Below are 21,228 nucleotides of genomic sequence, written 5' to 3'. Positions count from 1 at the left end.
ACGGATCGGTGTGGGCTGATGGGTGGCCGTGACAACGAACAAACGCCGGCGCATCGTCGGTTGTCCCACGCGCTGCGCGAGCAAATCGCTGCAGGCCACTTTCACGGTGGTCGCCAGCTTCCCACCGAACTCGAACTTGCCGAACAGTATGGGTTGAGTCGGCAGACGGTGAGGCGAGCATTCTACGATCTCGTGGCGGATGGCCTGGTGTATCGCGTTCCGGGGAGGGGCACGTTCGTCTCCGAACTGGGGAGTAGGCACCTCCGGCGGCTCGGACCGATTGAAGAACTGACCAATCTCCCCACGGGCACCACCACGGAAATCGTTGCGCCTCTGCGACGTAGGGCCGATATCGAAGCCGCAAGCCGTTTACGCCTCGACAATGACTTCGTCTCCACGATCGCGTATGTACGCCGGTACGCGGGGATCGTGTTCGCGATGACGACCGTCCATCTGCCGGATCTGCACGCGCAGCATCTGTGTGGCGGCGCGGCGACGGAGCCGGGCGCGATCGGAGCGCACACGATCATCGGTCTTCTGGAACCTCACCTGGCGTCTCCCGTTGTCGAACTCGTGCAGTCGATCACCGTGGCGCCGGCGTCCGAGGAGACCGCCCATCACCTCGACTGCCCCGTCGGACATCCGCTGTTGCGCGCAGATCGCGTGTATCTCGATTCGGACAGTCGGGCAGTCGAGTTGGCGGTCGGCTACTACCTGCCCGAGCACTACACCTACCGAAACACCATTGGCAGAAGTTGAGGGGTTCTTCTCGGGCCGCCAGTGGCGGCCCGAGAAGGAGCGAATCCCGTGAACAGGGGGAGAAATGTCGATCAGGAATCTTCGCCCGAAATGTCGCTGCGGAACGTTTCCGGTACCGCTATGGCCCCCAGGAGCGTAATAATCGCGGTGGCCACGATGTACCACGGAAAATATTGGGAGTAACCGGCATTGGCTAGGCTAGTGGCTACAAGCGGGACCGTTCCGCCGAAGATTGCCACCGAGAGCGAGTAGGGAAAGCCTAGGCCGCTCACTCGTACGTGCGGTGGGAAGTTTTCGACCATCACAGCTGACGTGATCGATGTGCAGAGGCTCAACAGCAGTAGCCCGACGAGCTGAATGCATATCAGAACCGAAAAGTTCGAGCTTGTTATCGAGAGCAGGAAAGGCGTCACGATGACGGTGCCGACGCCGAATGCGTACATGCACGGCTTACGTCCATATCTGTCGGAGATCAACCCGGCCACCGGCTGTGCGAGTGTGTAGAGGATCAGCGTGATGATGCCGACCGTCATTGCGGTGGTGGCAGAGGCGCCGTTCTGGATCTGGAAGTACGTAGTCAGGTACGTCGCCCAAAAATATTGTCCAACACCCATTCCGGTGGCGATAGCAAACACGATCAGGGACTGTCTGGGGTAACGCTGCAGGGCATTGAGCGGGTTGCGGCTAACCGGTGCCGCGCCCTCGTCGGAGGCGGTGGTCTCGAGCGTTTCCTGCGTCCCGCGGCGAATGTACCAGGCCACGATCGCAGCCAGGGCGCCGACCGCGAAGGGGATTCGCCAACCGTAGTCCCGCATCGCATCTTCACCGATGAGTGCGACGAACAGCGTGATGAAGGCGAGACATGTCAACTTTCCTATACCCGAGGCGACGAACATGAAGCTCGAGTAGAAACCACGTCGGCCGGCGGGTGCGGATTCGACGATGAAGGCACCCGCCGTCGTGTATTCGCCTCCAGCGGACAATCCCTGCAGGATGCGTGCAACGGTGAGGATTATGGGCGCGGCGACACCGATCTGGCTGTACGTGGGGCAGATGGCGACAAGCAGGCTGCCGCCGGCCATGAGGCTGATGGTGAGGCTCAAGGCTCGCTGCCGGCCGTACCTATCTGCAAACAGTCCGATGAAAAGCCCTGCCAGCGGACGTGCGAGGAACCCGACGGCAAAGACGCCGAATGCGCTCAGGAGCGGCACCAGTCCCGACTCCGAAGAGGGGAAGAAGGAAGATGCGAAGTAGACCGCGAGGTAGGAGTACGCGAGGAAATCGAAGAACTCGACCGAGTGTCCGACAGTGCCCGCGATCAGCTGTCGCCTCGGGTTCGAGATGGCCGCTTTGTCGGATGTTTCTATCTTCATTGCGAAGCGTCTTTCTGTGAAGGCGTTGCTCGTGATTGTGGAGGGCAATGGCTGCCTGTGGCCCGATGGCGTTCCATTCGTGGGAGGGGCCTGACCCCGGACCCGTGACTCGACCATCGCATCGGGAAAATCTGCGATCGGTGCGAGCCCGTCACAGGGGCGTAGACAGTGAAGCCGATATCGGGTGTGCTGAATATCGGCACAGTGTGTCGGAAAATGAGTATCGTGCTTCGGATCACACTCTGTCAAGGGTGCCTCATCGCGTTCGCCCACGGTCGAAGTGTTCTGCGCTACAGGCCAGGTAGGAATGAGTAAGTAGTGAACGTGCAGGCGGCATCAGGGAGACGTGGTGGCGACTCGTTGAACGCTGTGCCGAAGAACGGTATGGTGTGCCGCGAACTGTGGAGCTGGGCGCACTGGGCGCACCGGTGGGGTGAAGGAGTGGGCTATGACGATTGCGCCGCACGAATCAACCGATGCCATCGCGCACGAACTCGCAGGGTGGGCCGTCGGTATCGAGCCAGGCGCCGGGGATCTCGATCTCGCTCGACGTGCTCTGGTCGACACCATTGCAGTAACCCTTGCCGCACTGGATGATCCGGCCGCTGCGTGGACGGATGGTCTGCCGGCTGCGCTGCGCTGGGCAGCGGTCGGGCACGTGCTCGATTTCGACGATCTGCACATACCCTCCACGACCCACATCAGTGTGGTGTGCGTTCCCGCCACGTTGTCGGCGGGCGGCGGTGGGCGGGAGTACCTGGCTGCGGCGGGGGTGATGGCACGTCTGGGTACCGCGCTCGGTTGGAACCACTACACACAGGGGTGGCACACCACCGCGACGGTCGGTGCCATCTCGGCTGCTGTCGCGGCGGGGCTGTCGTTCGGGCTCGATTCCGAGGGTATCGCTACTGCGATGGCGCACGCCGTCCCCGCCGCAGGTGGCGTCCGCCAGGCCTTCGGCACCGCAGGCAAGTCGATTCAGGTCGGATTCGCTGCCCAGGCTGGTGTGCGTGCGGCCGGACTCGCCGCTGCCGGCGCGACTGCCGACCCTCGTGCTGTCGGTGAATGGTTCCGGCTCGTCGGCGGGCGGATGTCCCCGCACGTCGAAGGTCCCATCATTCCGGATGGTCTCGGGCTGAAGCTTCACCCGTGTTGCTACGCGCTCCAGCGTCCAATCGCGGCGGTTCGGTCGCTTGGGTCGTTATCGATCGACGACATCGCCCGCATACGGGTGCACACTCCGAACAGCGCGGCTTTGCCGTTGATACACAACTTTCCGAGTTCGGGTCTGGAAGGTAAGTTCTCGCTGAACTACGGCATCGCGGCAGCCCTGCTGGACGGGTTCCCCGATATCGGGAGCTTCACCGACCCTGCTGTGCAGCGGCCGGAAGTGCGGAGCATTCTCGACCGCGTCAGTCTGGTCGCCGAGCCCGTGGGCGAGGGGGTGCTCGATGGAGACTGCACGGTAGTCGTCGAACTCCGCGACGGATCACAACTCGAGGCCGTGGTCGACCTGCCTGTGGGGCATCCGCGCCGGCCTGCATCCGTCGCAGATTTCGAAGCCAAAGTTCGAGGGTGTGTCGGTGATGAACGGGCGGCCGAGATACTGAACCTGGACTGGGTTTCGGCAGCGGCATTGTTGCAACGTCATCTGCCGGGCGGTGGCAACTGAAGAACCGGTACGGACATCATTCCGACCAAGCGGAATTCAGGATCACATCGACGAAGTCACCCCGGACGAAGCCGGGAACGAAGTGTGCCAGCACATCGGCCTTCACGTTGCCGAACGTGGTGTCCGGGCGGTCTTCGAGTCCGTCCGTGAAGGCGGCGAGGATCTCGTTCTTGAAGTCCGGCCGTGGGTGGGAGGCAATGACGGCGGCACGTTCCTCGTCGGTGATCGCGTCGTAGCCGATACCGAGTACGTCGAGTTCGACGCCGCGGGTAAGCAGCGCGATCTCCGGTGCCATATGCAGTGGAATCTCGGGGGTGGTGTGGAGTGCGATGCTCGTCCACACCGTGTCTGCATCGTCTTCGCCGATTCCGTGGGAGCGGAGGAAGGTGCGGGCCTCGTCGGCGCCGTCGATCTCGAATCGCTGATCCGCGCGGCGGTACTTCGCCGTGAGGCCGAGGTCGTGGAACATGGCCCCGACGTACAACAGCTCGGGATCGAACGCGAGTTTCTGATGTCGGGCTCGGAGTGAGCCGAACAGGAACACACGCCGGGAGTGGTGGTAGATCAACGGGTTCGCGGCCTCCCGCACCAGTTCCGTTGCCTCGTTGACCACGACGGTGTCGGGAATCTCGATGCCTGCGACGGTGTCGGTCATGCGTTTCTCGCTTCCGGAAGTTCTGGTCCGCGGGGGTGCGGCTGATCTACTTCACAGTGACATTGTCAGGCGCGGCGGAAACCGCCGTTCCGGCCCACTTCCGCACAGATCGGGACATGTCCGGTCGGCTGCTCTCAGCGACGGGTGGAGTGGAATTGCTGCCGATACGCCCGCGGCGACACCCCGAGATGCTGGATGAAACTGCGTCGCAAGGTCTCCGGGCTGCCGAATCCGCTGTGCTGCGCCGTGGAAGTCACGGTGTGTCCTGCATCGAGCATGGCTTTGGCGGTGTCGAATCGGATCAGCTCAACGTACTTGGCCGGGGTGGTCCCCAGCTCGTCCTGGAACAGCCTGGTCAGATGCCGAGGACTGACGTTGGCGCGCGCGGCGAGCCGGGTGATGGAGTGGTCACCGGTGGGATCCGCGGCTACGGCATCGACCACCTCGCGGAGCTGTCCGGTGCGTGGCCGCGGCCCGCGCAGGCTGGGGGAGAACTGGGACTGACCGCCCGGTCGCTGCAGGAACACCACGAGTGACTGGGCGACCGCTCGTGCCAGTTCGGTGCCGTGATCGCGTTCGACGAAAGCCAGGGCCAAGTCGATGCCGGCGGTGACACCTGCCGAGGAGAAGATGGTGCCGTCCTCGACGAAGATGGCGTCGGGTTCCACGGTGATCCGGGGATATCCGCGCGCGAGGGTATCGGCGTGCTGCCAGTGGGTGGTCGCGCGCCGACCGTCGAGGAGCCCGGCCGCCGCCAGGATGAACGCACCAGTGCAGATCGAGGCCATCCGGTCGGCGTTGCCGGCCAGCGTGGTGGCCGCACCGGCGAGTTCCGGGCTCACCGGCGTCGACGGAAAAAGGTCGCCACCCATCACCAGCGCGGTCGACAGACGACCTGTGTTTGCGGCATCGACATCGACGGAAATCCGCATCCCGGTGGACGCGGTCACGTCGACTGCCCCGACCGAGCACAACACCAACTCATACGTGGCGCCGAGTCGATTGGCCTCCGTGAAGACCTCGGATGGACCGGCGACGTCGAGCATCTTCACGCCGTCGAACACGAGCACACCGACACGGTGGGGCACATCCATGAGCTCATCTTCCTCGCATCATGTTCTCAATGGACCGCCGGCGCGGACCCGCCACCGACACGTTGGGGGGCTATCGAGTGTTGCCGGTGATACTCGAACATCTGTACAGCAAGACTATTCGGCCTACGGGCAGTCTGCCTCACATCACCTGTCCGACGAGGTGTGCTGATGTCCGGGGTCCTCGTGGTCGTGGACCGGGGGACACCCCGAGGACGGAGAGTGTGCGACGCTCTTTGTCCGGCAACGCGTCGGCCCTCCACTTCTTCACCGCCCGGTAGAGCCACTGGCCCACCTGTTCACCGTCTGCGGTGACATAGTTCGCGGGAACAAGTGCGTTGCCGTGCTCTTCGCGGTAGGCGGCGATGGCGGTGAGCATCCGTCTCCGCTTGGCGTCGGTACGTGACACGGCCGGAAGTGGGACGTCGTCATCGCTCCACAGAAACCCGATCGCGTCGAGTTGCTCGATGCGCTGGGGCGGCAGTGTGCCGAGCATGCGGGCAATGCGCTGGCGGTCCTGCCAACGTCCCAGTCGGAAACCGCATTCGGTGACGTAGTCGGCAGGGACCGGAGTTCGGGGGTGCTGGTGCTGAAAAGCGCGGTAGAGCTGCAGGGCTGAGGCTGCGGGCCTGTTATCTCGCATCGAGATCGCATCCTTGTGAAAGCCGTCTAACGTTATCCGGATAGTCATCACTTCAAGTATGTCAACGAGTTTGACGATCTGTCACGAAAGTAGGCTCGTGTCGCCCCAGGAATGCAATCTCTGTCGGGGAAGCGAGTGCCCGGATGTGGCACTAGTCGTGGATGTCGACGGCGATCCTCGCCGGTTCCGTGAGTGTCGTGACCTGGAACTGCGGGTAGTCGGTACCGAGGCCGACGAACCACTGGGTCCCCCTTTCGTAGTTCGGTGTGAGGTGTACCTCCACGACGCTGTGCGCCGCGGGCTCCGGCAACGGGTTCGGTCCGTTGTACGCAGCGATCCCGCTCTCGGCCGAGGAGTCCGTGTCGAAGAAATAGATCTGCAGGATCGATCGACCGCTGATTCGTGTCGCGGTCTCCTTGCCGCGTTGTGTTGCCTCGGCGACGTATTCGGCGCGCCAGGGCGGCGCGTAAGTGCCGCCGAAGTCGGGTCCGTCGGTGGGGGAGGATCCGGTCGTTGGGGCGGGGCACCTCCGCCCGACTGTGCGCTGGGGACCCTGCTCCACGGGATCGTTGTTCCTTCGACGGATCCCGTGTGCTCGCTGGTCGACTGGCAGCCCGCTGCCAGGGCGATGCATGCCATCATTGCCACGATTGGGATCCGTGTGCGCGTTTCGCCCCTCACGGTCTGGTTATCGCGCGGCATCGACGAGATGTGACTCGGGCGAAGCTAACGAGCAAGTAGCTGGTTCGTGACGCACGCGGTGGCGGAACCCAGTACGGCACGGCACTGGCCGCGCCGGTCGGGCGCATCGACTCGGCAGGCGCGGAAACCTCCGACATCTGGAACGGCTACATGGACGGCGCAATCCGCTCCGGCCGCCGCGCCGCCGACGAGATCCTCGCCGAACCGTCCTGAGCTCCGAGATGGCCCTGCCTTGCGCGGGACACAGTGCCGACGGCCGTCGCCCCCAACTCCTCAGGTGGGTAGCTCCGCCCCGGACTGTTCGGCGGCCATGTACTCGGCGTACCAATCGGGCCAGTTCGGGTCTTCTTCGCCGGTGCGCTCTTCGTGCCCGCCGTGGGCGGCCGCCGCGCGCCGGAGCGCCGCCGCGAGGTCGCGTGCAGAGCCGAACGAGGTGACGGCGGTGTCGATACGCCCGGGAAGCCTGGTGGTGACCTCCTGCAGCACCCAGGCGTTGCCGTCGGGGTCGCTGAACGACGCCAGCGAGAAGTAGCTGCGACGGTCCGGGTCCAGCCCGTCACCCGGGCCGTCCGGGCCGAGGTGGAACAGGGTCACCTCGATGTCGGCGGCGACCAGCTGGTCACGGGCAGCCTCGATGTCGGAGACGATGAGGTATCCCTTGGCGGAACCGGGTGCGGCCGTGGTGAGGTCGGCGCCGAAGTGGATCGAGGCGTCAGCACCGGGCGGGGTGAACTGGACGACGCCGGAGCCCGGCGGTGTGACGTCTTGTCTCCAACCGAGCCTGGTGTAGAACTCGGTGGCCCGGTCGACGTCCGTGACAGGAATGACGACGACCTCCAGCTTCATGTCGACCGACGCGACATGCGTGCGGGTCGAATCGTTGGTCTGAACTTCGTTTGTGCTCACGGGTTGCCTCTCGGGTTGTGTCGGGAATTGATCGGGGTGGGTCCGTCGAGCCACCCACGTTTCGTCGTGTGGTCATCACGAGACGAACTGCTGCCCACCGTCGATGTCGTATGTCGCGCCGGTGAGCGCGGTGTTGCTCATGATGTGGACGGCCAGTGCGGCGACGTCGGCGGGGCCGACGACCCGGCCGATCGGAAGCGTTGTCCGCAATTCGTTCCTTCGCTCGTCCAGTCGATCTCCGAGCAGCGATGCCGACAGTGGGGTGTCGACGAAGCCGGCGGCGATGAGGTTGACGCGAACCGGCGCGAGCTCGAGCGCGAGGGCCGCCGTGAACGGGGGCAGTGCCGCGGTGGCGGCGGAGGCGATCCCCAGTCCGTGACCGATGCGCCGCCCGCCGGTTCCGCCCATGAGTATCAGCGTGCCGCCGGGCCTCATCTTGCTCGCCGCGTTGCGCGCGACCTCGAGCCCCAGCACCACGTGACCGCTGAGTTGTTCGCGCACCTCATCGGAGTCCATCTCGAGCAGGGGCGCGTAGCGTGGGCCCCCGGCCGTGACCAACACATGGTCGATCGGTGTCGGCAGGTCGTGGAAGAACTTGGCCAAGGAGGCCGTGTCGTTGGCGTCGAAGGCCGCGGTGCGTCGCGTGCCGACCTCTGTCGCTGCTTGGGCGAGCCGGTCAGAATTGCGGCCGGTGAGGATGACCTCGGCGCCCTCGGCCCGGGCGCGTCGAGCTGTTTCGAGCCCGATGCCTGCGCTGCCGCCGATCACGACGACGGTTTGTCCGGCCAGTTCCGGTTCGCGCTGGATGGAGACTGGAGTGGTTTCGGTGGTCATAGTTTCTCCGTCGGTAGCGTCGGCTGCCGATGGCCGGGATGGTTGCGAGCACAGCTCCCACGCTTCCTCCTCGGACCTGCCGCAGCCGTCGGCAGGACTGATCGCGACCTCAGGGGACACCGTCGCGACAGCGGCCGCTGGTCGGCGTCCGTCTACGGAAATGCTTCTACAGTCGTCGCGGCCGGGCAAGGGTGGACGCGGAGTGGGTGGATGCGACGACCGTCGTCGCGCGGTGGGTTGGGCTTCCGGGTGTGGGGAGGTCGAGAGCCTCGACGCCTCACGGGTGAGGGAGCGGTCTCGCGTTTCGGGTGTCGAGTATGGCAGTCATTACTGCGATTTCATTGCTCTGGTCACGGATCATCCCGCGTGCGATGCGGCGGATCGGTTCGGATGCAACCACGTCGGTGGCGGCCTCGGCCATGTCGACGCCCCCTTGGTGGTGCCGAATCATGAGCTGCAGAAACAGTGTCTCGGCGTCTGAGCCGCGCAGGCCGGCGAGCCGGGTGATCTCGCTGATACTCGCTGCTCCCGGCATGGGCGCGCCGCCCTGGTCACCCATGGCGTGATCGGATCCGTGGATCCACTGCATCGGATGCGGGGTGGTGAACGGCTCGTCGAAGAGGTTGAACCAGCCGCGCATCGCCGCGATCTCGGAGGTCTGTGAGACGACGATCTGGTCGGCGATGACCCGGATCTGCGGATCGACGTCCCGCGGCAGCGTCTGGGCGATCAGGACGGCCTGCTCGTGGTGCACCGACATGTCCTGTGCGAAACCGATGTCCGCTGATGACAATTGGACCCCGCCGGGGTTCGTGGCGCGCTCAGACTGCAGCCACATTCCGGCGGAGACCCCGGCGGCACCGACCAAGACGGCGCACAGCAACAGGACGAGCGGACGGCGGAACGACGAAGGCGTGGTGTCACTGCCCATAGGTCGAAACCTGATTCACCGGTGGTTGATAAACGGCGTCGTCGAGCTGCAACGCCATGAAACCATTGTCGCTGCACGAGGTCCAGATCTGGTTGCCGTGGAACTCCGGAGGCGAGAAGCACCAGTCCGCGGACAGGTCGCCGAACGCCACCATTCCGGCGCGCGGGCCGAACGCGACCCGCGGATCCGTCTTGCCCTCGAAGACGGCGCGGGCGAGCGGAACGAAATTGAAGAGTGAGACACCGATCAGCGAGGACAGTGCGTGCGGTGAGTTGGTGAGCTGAACGTTCTTACCGGTCTGTGCCGGCGGGTTGTAGTAGGCGATCTCGCTTATGCGGCTCAGATCGCGAACATCGAACACGCGGATCCCGGACGATTCCCAGGAGCACGCGAGCGCGGTCGGGTCGGCTGGGCGGTCGACCACGCAGTAGTGCGGATCGTAGGAGAACACCGAGCCGCCTTGCGACGACCGAAGGTTCGCGGCGGTATTGGCCGGGAGCTGGATCTCGAGCTTGATCTTCTGCACGATCTCGGCGTGCGCCGGGTCGGCGACATCGAAGACCTTGATCCCACCGCCGCCGGTTTCGTCGACGGTGAAGATGTAGGGCTTGTCCCCATATGTGACCGGGATGCTGTGCTGATTGAAGAAGCCGTCGGTCCACAGATAGGTGGCGATCTGCGGGACGGTGGGATATGGGTCGCCTCGTTGCACCGCGCTGATGTCGAGGACGGTGATCCCACCGAGATTCGACAGGTACATCCGGTTCCCGTCCGGGGTGATGCCGAATCCATGTCCGCCGAGTCCGTGCAATCCCTGCCAGATGATCCGCGGCTCGGCCGGGTTTCTGATGTCGATGGCGGTGAGGAATCCCGGTGCGGGGCCGGACACCCAGTAGGTGTTGCCGTCCGGGGAGAAGCCGCCTTCGTGGGAGATGAACGGCAGCGGCATGGTGACGTCGGTACCGGCACCCCGGTTGAGCAACCGGGGGTGGGCGCAGTCGGAAATGTCGTAGACGGAGAAGTAGCCCGTGCCGGCAGCGATCGGCACCGCTGTGGCCGCGAGCAACTTGCGTGCCTTGTTGACCTTCAGACTTTCCCAGGTTCCGCCCAGCATCGCCGGTTCGTTCAGGGTCGTGGACAACGCCGGCTGCGCGGGGTTCGACACGTCGAGCACCTGTACGCCCGGCGTTGTGGGGTTGAGCAGGTTCCCGGGGAAGAACGTGCTGGTGTAGGAGCAGTGGTCGTAGGTCACGGACAGCAGGCCGCCACCGCGATCCTGCAAGCCTCCGACCAGCGACATGTTGCATCGATAGCCCTGGGTGCTACGGCCGTTGTTCCGGTCCTCGGCCGGAACGTCGCCCTGCATACCGGTCTCCGGCAGCGAACCAGGACCGCAGTTCGCCCGCGGAACGGCCGTCGAACCGACGTCGTCGAAGAAGAACGTCTCGGCTGACGCGATGGCAGGCATCGGGCTTGTCGCGACGCCGAGAACGACCGATACCGCGAGGGCCGCGGTAGCCACACCTCGCCGGGCACTTCCTGGTCGCATCCGCGCGATCCTCATCGAGATCTCCCCCTGCAGTGTGGTCTCAATCACGGGAACGCTAGCAACCCGTACTCGAGTTCACATACAAATTGGCCAACTCCGCAGAACTGGCGGACGGCGAGTGGAAGGTATGGCGAGATTCGATGCGTCGGTCGGATCCCTACACTGTCACTCGTGCGAATCGCGACCTTCAACGTCAACGGGATCCGCGCGGCGCAGCGGCGCGGCTTCGAGGACTGGCTGGGCGACCGCGGCCCCGATGTGGTCGCGCTTCAGGAGGTGCGCGCTCGTGCCGAGGCCATCCCGCCGGGGGTGTTCGGCCACTATCACCTCACGTACGACGAGGGCGACGTCGCGGGCCGCAACGGTGTCGCGGTTCTGACCCGGCGTGCGCCTGTCGCAGTTCGGACGTGGAGTGGTACAGCGCTGATGCGTGCGCCGGGTGAAATGCACACCGACAGAGTCGAATTGGATCCGGAGCCGTTGGCTCGGGGTCTGGGAGAGTTCGCGAACCAGGGCCGGTACGTCGAGGTCGACCTGGCCGAGGCGCCGATCACCGTGGCATCGATGTACCTGCCGAAGGGCGGTCTTCCGGCCCACCTGCAGAAGCCCGGACGCATGCGGGAGGCGCCCGACGGCGGAGCACGCTACGACCGCAAGATGCGTTTCCTCTCCGCGTTCGCGCGACAGCTGACCCGCTCGCGGCGCACGGCACGCGCACGGGGAAGGGAGCTTCTGCTGATGGGTGACCTCAACATTGCGCACACCCGTAGCGACGTACGGAACTGGCGGCGCAGCAATCAGGCCGAGGGGTTTCTGCCGGAGGAGCGCGAGTGGTTCGACTCGATCCTGTCGCCGCGCACCCTCGTCGACGTCGTTCGGCGGCAGCATCCAGGCGTCGACGGCCCGTACTCGTGGTGGTCGTGGCTGGGGCAGTCGTTCGTGAACGACATCGGCTGGCGCATCGACTACCACCTCGCGACGCCGGACCTGGCTCGGGCGGCGGTCACGGCCGGCACCGATCGGGATCCGGTGGCCGACCGCCGGATGAGCGATCACGCTCCGGTCGTCGTGGATTACGACTTCTGAGCGGCCCGGGCTCCTCGCACGGCGAGGACAGCCGGAGACTCAGGTGGTCAGTTTCATGGACAGGAAGGCCAAGGTCGCCCCGAACTCTCGGATCTCGCTGGGCTGGTCCGGCTGACATGCCCATTCGATCAGGTCTCGATCGGCCACCAGGTCGGCGGCGCGACGGCGGGATTCTTCGGGGTCGGGCGGTGTTGCCCGGAGCGCATCACCCAACCGGCTCAGGGGTTCGACAAGAGGGATCAGCTCGGAGGGAGGGCGGTTCTCAGGCGTGAAAACCCGCTGAGCGCTCTTGATCACCGTCATCGCCGCGAGCCACGAACCTTCCCAGGTACCTGCCTGGTCATTCGGTGGGTGCATAGCGTCAGCGTAGACATCGTGCGTCGAGTCTCGCGGCGACTGATCTGAAATCGTGGGTTGATCGGTCTACGGCTGGGCGACCACGGTGTTCCCGTTGTCGTCGGAGCAGTTGATCGTGTAACCGATCTCCGCGGATTCCGGGTCTCCCGCGAGGCGGCATTCCCACCCGTCGAAGCTGTACACCGGTTCGCTCTTGTCCGGTGCCGCGAAGTACTTCGTGAGCATCGTGTGCGCCTCGTCGCAGCGGAGTGTGCCCTTCACGATGACCACGGTCGCAGGTTTACCCGTCTCCGGATAGACAACGGGGCCACACTGATTCGATCCGCGGGCCTGCTGGGGGAGCGGGGCCGGGGTGGGCGCGATCTGCGGTGGGCTCGCGCTGGGGAGGCTCACGGGTAACGGGGTGAACTCGAACGCGTAGCCGCTGGTGGAGATGGTGAATCCCTTGTCCGTCGCATCCTCCCTGCAGGAGACGCCGGAGAACTGCACATTGCAACTGAATCCGTCGATCGCCAGCGTGGTGTCATAGGGAAGGACGTTGGCGTTGCCGGGAAAGACAGCCTGGTTCCAGTTCTGGAAGCTCGGCTCCTTCCCCGCCTCGACCGCGATGAGGTTCGCCTCCGCCAGCGGGCCGCCGTCCGGCGAGGCGATCTGTGGAGTCCCCGGCACTCCCAATGGCCCCGCTGTGGGATGAGAGACGCATCCGGCCAGATTCTTCGTGGGAATGATCGCGCACAGCCATTTCCCTGACGGAGTGACGAAGCCGTAGGAATCGGCTTCTGCGTCGCTGGAGGCGTACTCCTTCGCATCGACACCGTTGACCGGTGCCTCCGTTGGCGGTGCCTCGCTGGAGGCACTCGGCGCGGCCGATTCGGTGCCCTCGGTCGACGATGCGTCCTGGGTGCAGGCCGCGAGAAACAGGGACGAGACACCGGCGATCGATGCCAGCGCCACCGCGGGCCGAAGTCGAATCCTGGTCATGCACCACACCCCTTTCTCCTCAGTCTGCCGGATCGATCGGATGAGATGTTCCCACGAATACCGGTGTGCCGCGTGGCATCGATCGATCCGCGTCGACCACTGCAGGCGATAAGGGGCCGGAGGTGTCGAGAAGGTCCACCCAGGTGTCACATCACCCCACCCTGTGGTGATGGTGCCGAATCCGGATCCCTGCGAGGATCGATCCCGTGTTCCTCGAACTGTCCGGACTCGCGGGCGGCACCCGGTGAGTCTTCGCGCGCAGAGCGCGACCGCCTTGGTGACCGCCGCACTGGCTGTCGCGGTGGTGGCATCCGTCGACTGGCAGTTGTGCCGGGGCGTGTTCAGTCCGACGGAATTGGCGTTGTTCGTGATCGTCGGAGTGGTGTTCGTGTCGGCCGGCCTGGTCGCCAAGTGGCACCGGCCGCAGGACAACCTGGGGTGGCTGCTGGTTTTCGCCGGGCTGCTGTGGCTGGTGAAGGGCTTTCGGCTGTCGACGGTCCCGGCCCTGTTCACGGCCGGCGCGGCGCTGACCAACATGTATATCCCGGTACTGATCCAACTCGTGTTCAGTTTTCCCTGGGGGCGGTTGCGTCACCGGTGGGAGCGATGGTTCGTCGGCGGAAGTTATGCGTATTACGCGGTCGCCGTCGTCTCCGAGCTTGCATTCCTCGACACCCACCGCGTCAGCCCGGCCCATCCGCCGTCGTTGAACCTGCTCCTGGTGCGTGACGACCCGAGGGTCTTCGCGGCGCTGCAAGTGATCTTCGGTGCGGTCGGGATCGCCCTCGGTGTCGTTCTGATCGGGGTGGTGGTCGCCCGGTGGAGGTCGGGTTCACCGGCCTACCGGGCCGCCGTGGCGCCACTGTGGATTGCCGCGCTGCTCGGGACCGCCGCCACCGCCTGGACACCGCTGGTCTCCGTGTGGGTGCACAGCCCGCAGCATGCGTGGACGCTGCTTCTGCGCTATCCGTCGACTGCGCTGATCCCGCTTGCGGTGCTGGCCGGGATGTGGCGCTACCGAGTCGCCCGAGCCGCGGTGCGCAACCTGATGATCGAGATCGGTACCGCTCCACTCGGTGACGGCTTCATCGAAGCGCTGCGGGCGGCGTTACGCGACCCGGACCTGGCGTTGTGGTCGTTCTCCCGCGCCCGCGACGGGTATGTGGACGCGCAGGGTCGTCCCCAGGTTCTGCCACCGAGGAACGATCCCCGCGAGGCCACTGCCCTCATCCGTGACGGCGTCCTGGTGGGGGCGTTGGTGTACGACCGGGCGGTCGCCGACCTGCCGAGGCTGCTGGCGGCCGTGCGGGCCGCGACCACCCTGGCGCTGGACAATCAGCGACTGCACGGCGAACTCGAGGCGCAGTTCGCCGAGGTCCGCAGGGCCCGCGAGCTGACCGCCGAGTGCCAGGGGTCATACACTCGCCGGTGCTAGAATCTTGGGCATTGTCGCAGGTCCGGCAGTTGATGTCCTCGCATCTTCCTGTCGGAGTCGCCCGGCCGAGGAGGCCGTCCCATGGCTGAGTCATCGGTACTACCCGCGGATCTCGGCGGCAGCCCAGATCTCGAACGCATCATCCTCGAGCACGCCTATCGCGGCGCGTATCTCCAGCTCGCACTTCGTGGTGTTCTGGTGCTCTTCATCGCGTTGACGCTGGCGTTCGTCCCGCCCATGAACGACGCGGGCGTGTGCGTCGCGGTCCTGATCTGCTACGCACTCTGGTCCGGCGGGCTCGCGCTGTGGACTCGGCGAGGCGGTCCCGGGCCGGTGAACGCGATGTGGCTCGCCCTGTTCGTCGACCTCGCGGTCCTCGGTTGCCTCACTCTGTTGACTGGTATTGCGGCACAACAGAGTTGGACCGCAGACATTCTGAGCAACGGTTTGTTCGTGATCCCGCTGCTGGCCTCCACGCAGCTGCGCCCGGGGGTCTGTGCGTCCGTGGTCGTGCCGACGGTCCTGATATTCCTGGCCGCGAGCTGGGCGACGATGGCGTCGAACGAAGAGCCCTGGTCCTCCATCCTGCTCAGCACGATGGCCCTCGCCGTCCTCGGTGCGGGCGCCGTGATGCTCAGCAGAATTCAACGGTCCAGGGTGCTGACGATCGGTCATCTGGTGCGCGACCGTACCGCCCTGCTCGCGGAGTTGATGGGTCTCGAACAACGCGAACGACGTGCGTTGTCAGAGCAACTCCACGACGGGGCGCTCCAATTCGTCCTGGCCGCGAAGATGGACCTCGACGACCTCACCGGCAGTGCCGACCCCGAGGCGGTCGCTCGCATCACCCACGCACTTACCGAATCCGCAACCCTGCTCAGGGCGACCGTCTCCGAGCTGCATCCCACTGTGCTCGATCGCGTCGGTCTCGCTCGCGCCCTCGGCGATCTCACCCGCTCGGCCCAGGCGCGTGGCGGTTTCGAGGTTCAGCTCCTGACCTCGGAATGGGTCGACGACCTTCGCACGTCGGCTGATGATGTGCTGTTCAGCGCGGCACGCGAATTGCTCAGCAACGTGGTCAAACACGCGCAAGCCGGTACCGTTCGGGTCGAGCTGGCGCGGTGGGGTGAGCATGCCGTCCTCGATGTCACCGACGACGGGTGCGGCATCTCCCGAGAGGCGATCGACCGCAGCCTCAGCAGAGGCCATATCGGATTGACATCGCACGAACTCCGTGTCGTCGCGGCGGGAGGCAGCTTCTCCGTCCACCCCGGACCTCGATCCGGAACGGTTGCGCACATCGAAATGCCGTTCGAGATCGTGACAGCACCCGATTTCCTCACCACCTCGGCGCACTAGCAGATCGCGGGTCGCCGAGGCCGGGATTCGGGCTACTCGACGCCGAGCATCACCTCGGTGGATTTCACGAGCACCGTCGCACCTACCCCCGCCTTCAGGCCGAGTTCCTCGACCGCCTCCTTCGTGATGGATGCAGTGACGATCTGCTCGCCTCCGTCGAGCTTCACTTTCACCGTGGCCATCACACTGCCGAGAGTGACCTCGGTGATCGTTCCGGCGAGCTGGTTCCTCGTGGACAAACGCATCGTGAACCTCCATGTCGGGGCACGTCGTTCCGACGCTAGCCGCAACCACTGCGGAAAGGGAGAGGACCGAACCTTTCGGATCAATCGGATGTGACAGCGGACGGGCTGGGTTCGAGGAGGGCCGTGACACAGGTCGGACCGAGACCGATCTCCGGCCACCCCGCCGAGATCATGATGTCGTGCGGGCGTGTACACGTTCCGAGCCAATAATTCGGCTCCGTGCGGTACGCAGGCACCCCACCCCACTTCAGCGGCGAGCCGGAGCGCGGAAGGTAGGGGTCGGCTTCGCCCGCCACGGAACCCAGCTGCAGTAGCACCGACAAATACGACCACTGGGTGTCGGGATCGGTCGGATCGGACAGCGTTCGTGTCTCGTGATGCGCACGTTCGGCGGCGCGCCCGGTCGCGGTCAGCGCGAGCCGGACATGGATTCCGGACGAGAAAGCGATGATTCCCAGCAAGTCGAGGGTGATGTGCGTTTTGGACGCGAGAATGGTGGGACCGTGCACTGCGGTCCCACTGGCTGCCGGCGGCGCGAATGCCGGCCAACGCACTCTGCGCATGCCCACGATCGTGCACCTCCATCGAGGCGGAATCAACGTGCCACGCCCGCAGCGCCGCGGTGTTGTCGACGCCGCTTATCGTGGATGGGGTCACAGGCGGTGTGGGACGGGTCAGAAGGCGGCGAACTCGCCGTGCTGGCCTATCGGGGACCCGAGCCCTCGCCGACGACGTTCGCCCCGGGAAGGGGTTCGCAACCCGGGTATGCCGCCGCCATCCGCCGCATCGAGGCCGAAGCCGCGTTGGTGCAGGTCGTCAACGAGCGCCTCGGCCATGCCGGCGACGACGCACTTATCGTTCTCGCCAGGCATAGTCGGCGGTGCGCCCGGGCGACACCGTTGCCCGCCTCGGCGGTGACGAATTCGTGGTGGTGTGTGAGGACGTCGCAGGTGCACCGGAGGCGGGGGCAATTGCCGCCCGGATCACGGGAAGCCTCGCCGACCTGAACCGGGCCGAATCTCTCGACTGGCCGATCAGTGCCAGTATCGGTGTCGCACTGTCCGATCCGGAGTGCACCCGCGAAGAACTCGTCCGCCGGGCGGACTCGGCGACGTATCGGGCGAAAGCTGCGGGGCCGGGCGGCTACGCGCTCTACGACGGCACCTTCTAGGACGGCAGCAGAGCCCGATCGGTGCACAGCGGCCGACGTGGCAGGAAGTCGCGGCCGCCGATAGGCACCCTAGGGAGGGGAAATTGTCATCTTGACGCGGATCCCGGCCCGTCGAATACTTTCTGGACAGGGCGGATCCCGTCGACCTACGACGAAAAGACTCCGCTTCGCCCTTGTGACAGAAAGATATTCGCGTCGTCGACTGCTCGTGAACGCATCGGCGTGTCTGGTCGACCTGCATCAGAGGTGAAAGCGATGAACACGAGTGTGCACATGGGCACGAAGCCTGCCCGGCTCGGCGGGCGTCGCCGCGACGTCGTGGACGTCGGACGGAATTGAGGCGCCCGATGGCCGATTTCGACCCAGATGCGACCCAGGCGGCGGCGGTCCGTGCAGTCGGCCACGGGATCGTGGCCGAGTTGGACGCTGCCGGGTTCGCAGGTGCCGAGGAAGTCGGCCGGGGCGGGTTCGGTGTCGTGTACCGCTGCCTGCAGCGTTCACTGGGGCGAATCGTCGCGATCAAGGTGCTGACCTCGGACCTGGACCCCGAGAACCGCGAACGCTTCCTGCGGGAGGGGTACGCGATGGGTGGGCTCTCCGGTCACCCGAACATCGTCAACATACTGCAGGTTGGCGTGACCGACGCCGGTCGCCCGTACATCGTCATGCACTATCACCCCCGCGATTCACTGGCGGTCCAGATACGCCGGGAAGGTCCGCTGCCCTGGCCGGAGGCGATCAGCATCGGGGTGAAGCTGGCGGGAGCCCTGGAGACGGCGCACCGCACCGGTACGCTGCATCGCGACATCAAACCCGCGAACATCCTGCTCACCGCCTACGGCGAGCCGCAGCTCACCGATTTCGGCATCGCGCACATCGCCGGCGGGTACGAAACGGCCACCGGCGGGTTTACCGGGTCACTGGCATTCACCGCGCCGGAGGTGCTGAACGGGGAATCGCCGACCGCGAGGTCCGACGTCTACGGACTGGGCGCGACGATCTTTTCACTGATCGCGGGGAGGGCGGCGTTCGAGCGGAAGACCGGGGAGGAACTCGTTGCGCAATTCGTGAGGATCAGCAGCCAACCGGTGCCGGACCTGCGCGCCCAGGGCATCCCGGACGGCGTGTGCGCCGTGATCGAGAGGGCAATGGCGACGAATCCCGCTGCTCGGCCGGGGTCCGCCGAGGAGTTCGGACACGAACTCCAAGCCGCTCAGCGACACATCGGTCTGCGTTCGGACGCGATGGCGCTGGCACCCCTGGAGGCCGCGCAGACGACTGAGGAGCACCCGTCGGATTCCGGTGCCGATGGATACCGTCGAATCCGCTACGAAGGTTCGGACAGCGGTCAGCGTCCGTGGGGCGAACCGACCCAGCAGCTCCAGCCGGATTCCCATCCGTCGGGACCGCCGTTCTGGCCGCCGAATGGCCCGCCGCCCTGGCCACCGACCGGAGAATCGGGCAGCATCGGAGAGTCCCGCACAGGTCGGCACGCGGTCCTGACCGTCCTGGCACTGGTCGTCGCGCTGGTGCTGGCCGGCGGCGGGTACCTCGTGCTTCGAGAAACCACCGGCCCAGGCACCGCACGACCTACCGTGCAGGACGCCGGCGCTTCTCCTGCCGTCGACCCGACCGCGGCGTGGCGACCGGTCGAGGATGCCCGTGTTGCCCGCCAGCAGACGGCAACGACCGTCGCGGACGGGACGATCTGGGTCTTCGGAGGGTTGGACGAGAACGGCGTCTCCGCCCAGCAGGAGGGCTATGACCCGGCCATCGACACCTGGAAGGCCGGCCCCGACCTTCCGGTCCCGCTCAATCATGCGATGGCTGTCACCTACAACGACGAACCCGTGCTGATCGGCGGTTGGAAAGCGGAAGGTCAGAACCTGACCGCTGTCGATTCCGATCGGGTGATGGCCATGCGCGACGGCCGGTGGGTGGACCTGCCGCCGCTGAACGCACCGCGGGCAGCTGGGGCCGCGGCCGTGGTCGGCGACAAGATCGTGGTCGCGGGCGGACAGGCGAACGGTCAACTGGTGGCGACGACCGAGGTGTTCGACGGCACGAAGTGGACGACCGTCGCGCCTGTCCCCACACCACGCGAGCACCTGGCCGGGGTGTCGGATGGTACGTACTTCTATGCGATCGGTGGGCGGGATCTGGCGTCGGACCAGAACACCGCCGCGGTCGAACGGTTCGATCCTGCCGCGGGAACGTGGACGACGTTGCCCGCCATGCCCACTCCTCGCGGCGGGCTCGGTGCGGCGTTCATCGACGGCCGCATCGTCGCGGTCGGTGGTGAAGAACCGACTCGGGTGCTGTCGACCGTGGAGGCCTACGACGTGGTCGCGGGAACGTGGTCGCAACTGCCGGCTCTGCGCACACCGCGGCACGGGATGGCGGTCGGCGCGGTCGGCAACACGGTGTATGCCGTCGGCGGCGGTATCAAACCGACACACGCCGAATCCACTGCTGTGTCCGAGGCCCTCCAGCTCGCGCCACGCAAGACCCAGTGGGCGCCGGCGTGGCGTCCGCTGAAGGATGCGCCGATCGCCCGTCAGCAGACGGCGACGGCCGTCGCGGACGGCACGATCTGGGTGCTCGGCGGACTCGACAATGCGGGGTCGACCCCGAAGGTCGAGGGGAACGACCCCGCCATCGACACCTGGAAGGCGGGCCCCGACCTTCCGGTTCCCCTCAATCACGCGATGGCCGTCGAGTACGGGGGCGAGTTGGTGGTCCTCGGAGGCTGGGTGCCGGAAGGTCCGAACCTCACCGGGATCACGTCGGACCGGGTGCTCGCGCTGCGGAACGGCAAGTGGATGGATTTGGCGCCGATGAACGAGCCGCGGGCGGCGGGGGCCGCGGCCGTGGTCGGCGACAAGATCGTGGTCGCCGGGGGACAGGCGGACGGCGCATTGGTGGCGACGACCGAGGTGTTCGACGGAACGAAGTGGACGACCGTCTCGGACATTCCGACTCCACGGGAGCATCTGGCCGGGGTGTCGGATGGTACGTACTTCTATGCGATCGGTGGGCGGGATCTGGCGTCGGACCAGAACACCGCCGCGGTCGAACGGTTCGATCCCGCCGCGGCAACGTGGACGACGTTGCCCGCCATGCCCACTCCTCGCGGTGGGCTCGGTGCGGCGTTCATCGACGGCCGCATCGTCGCGGTCGGTGGTGAACAGCCGACCAAGGTGCTGTCAACCGTCGAGGCCTACGACGTCGACTCGGGAACCTGGTCATCATTACCGCCCATGCCCACGGGAGCTCACGGGATGTCGGTTGCAACGGTCGGTCACACCGTCTACGCCATCGGCGGTGCGTTACGGCCCACCCATGCGGAGTCCACCGCGACTGCACAGGCACTGGATTTCTGGTGAGAGTGCCGGCGTCGACGGGTCGATCATCCACCGGTCACGCACGCTGAATGTCTTCTGTCCGTGTAGTTGTGCTCAGTAGAGGGGGACTAGACT

At 65.7% G+C, this 21,228-nt stretch carries 21 protein-coding genes and 1 pseudogene; 8 read left to right on the top strand and 14 right to left on the bottom strand.

All coding sequences use genetic code 11. From position 1 onward, the window contains the following. The first annotated feature begins 18 nt into the window (after positions 1-18). A complete protein-coding gene (locus tag PSR88_RS01465) occupies positions 19-759 on the top strand; it encodes a GntR family transcriptional regulator (RefSeq protein WP_011593587.1) in 741 nt (246 codons plus the stop codon). Positions 760-830: 71 nt separating this feature from the next. Here PSR88_RS01465 and PSR88_RS01460 read toward each other — a convergent pair whose 3' ends face one another. Together PSR88_RS01460 and PSR88_RS01455 are read right to left on the bottom strand one after the other, a co-directional pair. Then, the gene (locus tag PSR88_RS01460; protein WP_016881126.1) at positions 831-2,132 is read right to left on the bottom strand and encodes an MFS transporter; all 1,302 of its coding nucleotides are present in this window, start codon (positions 2,130-2,132) and stop codon (positions 831-833) included. 469 nt (positions 2,133-2,601) lie between these two features. Next, positions 2,602-2,814 carry a hypothetical protein gene (locus PSR88_RS01455; RefSeq protein ID WP_342338955.1) on the bottom strand — a complete coding sequence of 71 codons (213 nt, stop codon included), beginning with the start codon at positions 2,812-2,814 and terminating at the stop codon, positions 2,602-2,604. Between PSR88_RS01455 and PSR88_RS01450 the strand changes: the two genes are divergently transcribed. Beyond that, positions 2,791-3,804 (top strand): MmgE/PrpD family protein, encoded by a 1,014-nt coding sequence (locus PSR88_RS01450; protein WP_342338898.1) that lies wholly within the window; start codon positions 2,791-2,793, stop codon positions 3,802-3,804. The genes PSR88_RS01455 and PSR88_RS01450 overlap by 24 nt on opposite strands. A gap of 16 nt (positions 3,805-3,820) precedes the next feature. Here the strand turns inward: PSR88_RS01450 and PSR88_RS01445 are convergent, their stop codons facing one another. From PSR88_RS01445 to PSR88_RS01430, 4 genes are all read right to left on the bottom strand, one after another. After that, entirely contained in the window at positions 3,821-4,459 is a 639-nt protein-coding gene (locus PSR88_RS01445) for an HD domain-containing protein (protein ID WP_016881128.1), read from the bottom strand. Positions 4,460-4,593: 134 nt separating this feature from the next. After that, on the bottom strand, positions 4,594-5,553 hold the full coding sequence (locus PSR88_RS01440; RefSeq protein ID WP_016881129.1) for a GlxA family transcriptional regulator: 960 nt from the start codon (positions 5,551-5,553) through the stop codon (positions 4,594-4,596). 139 nt (positions 5,554-5,692) lie between these two features. Further along, a complete protein-coding gene (locus tag PSR88_RS01435; protein ID WP_009472859.1) occupies positions 5,693-6,193 on the bottom strand; it encodes a helicase associated domain-containing protein in 501 nt (166 codons plus the stop codon). A gap of 151 nt (positions 6,194-6,344) precedes the next feature. Continuing rightward, complete coding sequence (locus PSR88_RS01430) at positions 6,345-6,755, bottom strand: hypothetical protein (protein WP_016881130.1); 411 nt, start codon at positions 6,753-6,755, stop codon at positions 6,345-6,347. 197 nt (positions 6,756-6,952) lie between these two features. Between PSR88_RS01430 and PSR88_RS01425 the strand changes: the two are divergent. Further along, positions 6,953-7,108: pseudogene (locus tag PSR88_RS01425) on the top strand (FAD-dependent oxidoreductase); the annotation flags it as partial. Positions 7,109-7,168: 60 nt separating this feature from the next. Here the strand turns inward: PSR88_RS01425 and PSR88_RS01420 are convergent. The 4 genes from PSR88_RS01420 to PSR88_RS01405 all read right to left on the bottom strand — a co-directional run bounded on the left by PSR88_RS01420 (position 7,169) and on the right by PSR88_RS01405 (position 11,130). Then, complete coding sequence (locus tag PSR88_RS01420; RefSeq protein ID WP_016881132.1) at positions 7,169-7,801, bottom strand: VOC family protein; 633 nt, start codon at positions 7,799-7,801, stop codon at positions 7,169-7,171. Positions 7,802-7,876: 75 nt separating this feature from the next. Continuing rightward, positions 7,877-8,635 (bottom strand): SDR family oxidoreductase, encoded by a 759-nt coding sequence (locus tag PSR88_RS01415; protein WP_016881133.1) that lies wholly within the window; start codon positions 8,633-8,635, stop codon positions 7,877-7,879. 277 nt (positions 8,636-8,912) lie between these two features. Beyond that, positions 8,913-9,566: a DUF305 domain-containing protein gene (locus tag PSR88_RS01410; RefSeq protein WP_016881134.1), complete on the bottom strand. Its 654-nt coding sequence runs from the start codon at positions 9,564-9,566 to the stop codon at positions 8,913-8,915. Next, a complete protein-coding gene (locus tag PSR88_RS01405; protein ID WP_029538481.1) occupies positions 9,556-11,130 on the bottom strand; it encodes an LVIVD repeat-containing protein in 1,575 nt (524 codons plus the stop codon). The genes PSR88_RS01410 and PSR88_RS01405 overlap by 11 nt, the downstream gene beginning before the upstream one ends. A gap of 156 nt (positions 11,131-11,286) precedes the next feature. On the opposite strand from PSR88_RS01405, the gene PSR88_RS01400 reads away from it, so the two are divergent. Further along, positions 11,287-12,201 (top strand): exodeoxyribonuclease III, encoded by a 915-nt coding sequence (locus tag PSR88_RS01400; protein WP_009472852.1) that lies wholly within the window; start codon positions 11,287-11,289, stop codon positions 12,199-12,201. Between the two features lie 39 nt (positions 12,202-12,240). On the opposite strand, the gene PSR88_RS01395 is transcribed toward PSR88_RS01400, so the two are convergent. Both PSR88_RS01395 and PSR88_RS01390 read right to left on the bottom strand, forming a co-directional pair. Further along, positions 12,241-12,504, bottom strand: coding sequence for a hypothetical protein (locus tag PSR88_RS01395; protein ID WP_237723911.1), 264 nt, complete (start codon positions 12,502-12,504; stop codon positions 12,241-12,243). Between the two features lie 120 nt (positions 12,505-12,624). Next, a complete protein-coding gene (locus PSR88_RS01390; protein WP_011593577.1) occupies positions 12,625-13,539 on the bottom strand; it encodes a hypothetical protein in 915 nt (304 codons plus the stop codon). 244 nt (positions 13,540-13,783) lie between these two features. Here PSR88_RS01390 and PSR88_RS01385 point away from each other — a divergent pair, with 244 nt between their 5' ends. Together PSR88_RS01385 and PSR88_RS01380 are read left to right on the top strand one after the other, a co-directional pair. Further along, positions 13,784-14,974 carry a hypothetical protein gene (locus PSR88_RS01385; RefSeq protein WP_016881136.1) on the top strand — a complete coding sequence of 397 codons (1,191 nt, stop codon included), beginning with the start codon at positions 13,784-13,786 and terminating at the stop codon, positions 14,972-14,974. 81 nt (positions 14,975-15,055) lie between these two features. Then, positions 15,056-16,333, top strand: a complete 1,278-nt coding sequence (locus PSR88_RS01380) for a sensor histidine kinase (RefSeq protein ID WP_016881137.1) — start codon at positions 15,056-15,058, stop codon at positions 16,331-16,333. A 32-nt stretch (positions 16,334-16,365) separates the two neighbouring features. Here PSR88_RS01380 and PSR88_RS01375 read toward each other — a convergent pair whose 3' ends face one another. Both PSR88_RS01375 and PSR88_RS01370 read right to left on the bottom strand, forming a co-directional pair. Continuing rightward, positions 16,366-16,578, bottom strand: a complete 213-nt coding sequence (locus PSR88_RS01375; protein WP_016881138.1) for a molybdopterin-binding protein — start codon at positions 16,576-16,578, stop codon at positions 16,366-16,368. 80 nt (positions 16,579-16,658) lie between these two features. After that, complete coding sequence (locus tag PSR88_RS01370; RefSeq protein ID WP_016881139.1) at positions 16,659-17,141, bottom strand: hypothetical protein; 483 nt, start codon at positions 17,139-17,141, stop codon at positions 16,659-16,661. Positions 17,142-17,458: 317 nt separating this feature from the next. Here PSR88_RS01370 and PSR88_RS01365 point away from each other — a divergent pair, with 317 nt between their 5' ends. Both PSR88_RS01365 and PSR88_RS01360 read left to right on the top strand, forming a co-directional pair. Next, complete coding sequence (locus tag PSR88_RS01365; RefSeq protein WP_011593572.1) at positions 17,459-17,749, top strand: diguanylate cyclase domain-containing protein; 291 nt, start codon at positions 17,459-17,461, stop codon at positions 17,747-17,749. 347 nt (positions 17,750-18,096) lie between these two features. After that, positions 18,097-21,135, top strand: coding sequence for a serine/threonine-protein kinase (locus tag PSR88_RS01360; RefSeq protein ID WP_016881141.1), 3,039 nt, complete (start codon positions 18,097-18,099; stop codon positions 21,133-21,135). The last annotated feature ends 93 nt before the right edge of the window (positions 21,136-21,228 follow it).

It is taken from the genome of Rhodococcus sp. DK176 (genome assembly GCF_038447315.2).
Taxonomy (GTDB): Bacteria; Actinomycetota; Actinomycetes; order Mycobacteriales; family Mycobacteriaceae; genus Rhodococcus_F; species Rhodococcus_F jostii_A.
This window is presented reverse-complemented; position numbering and strand designations above follow the sequence as displayed.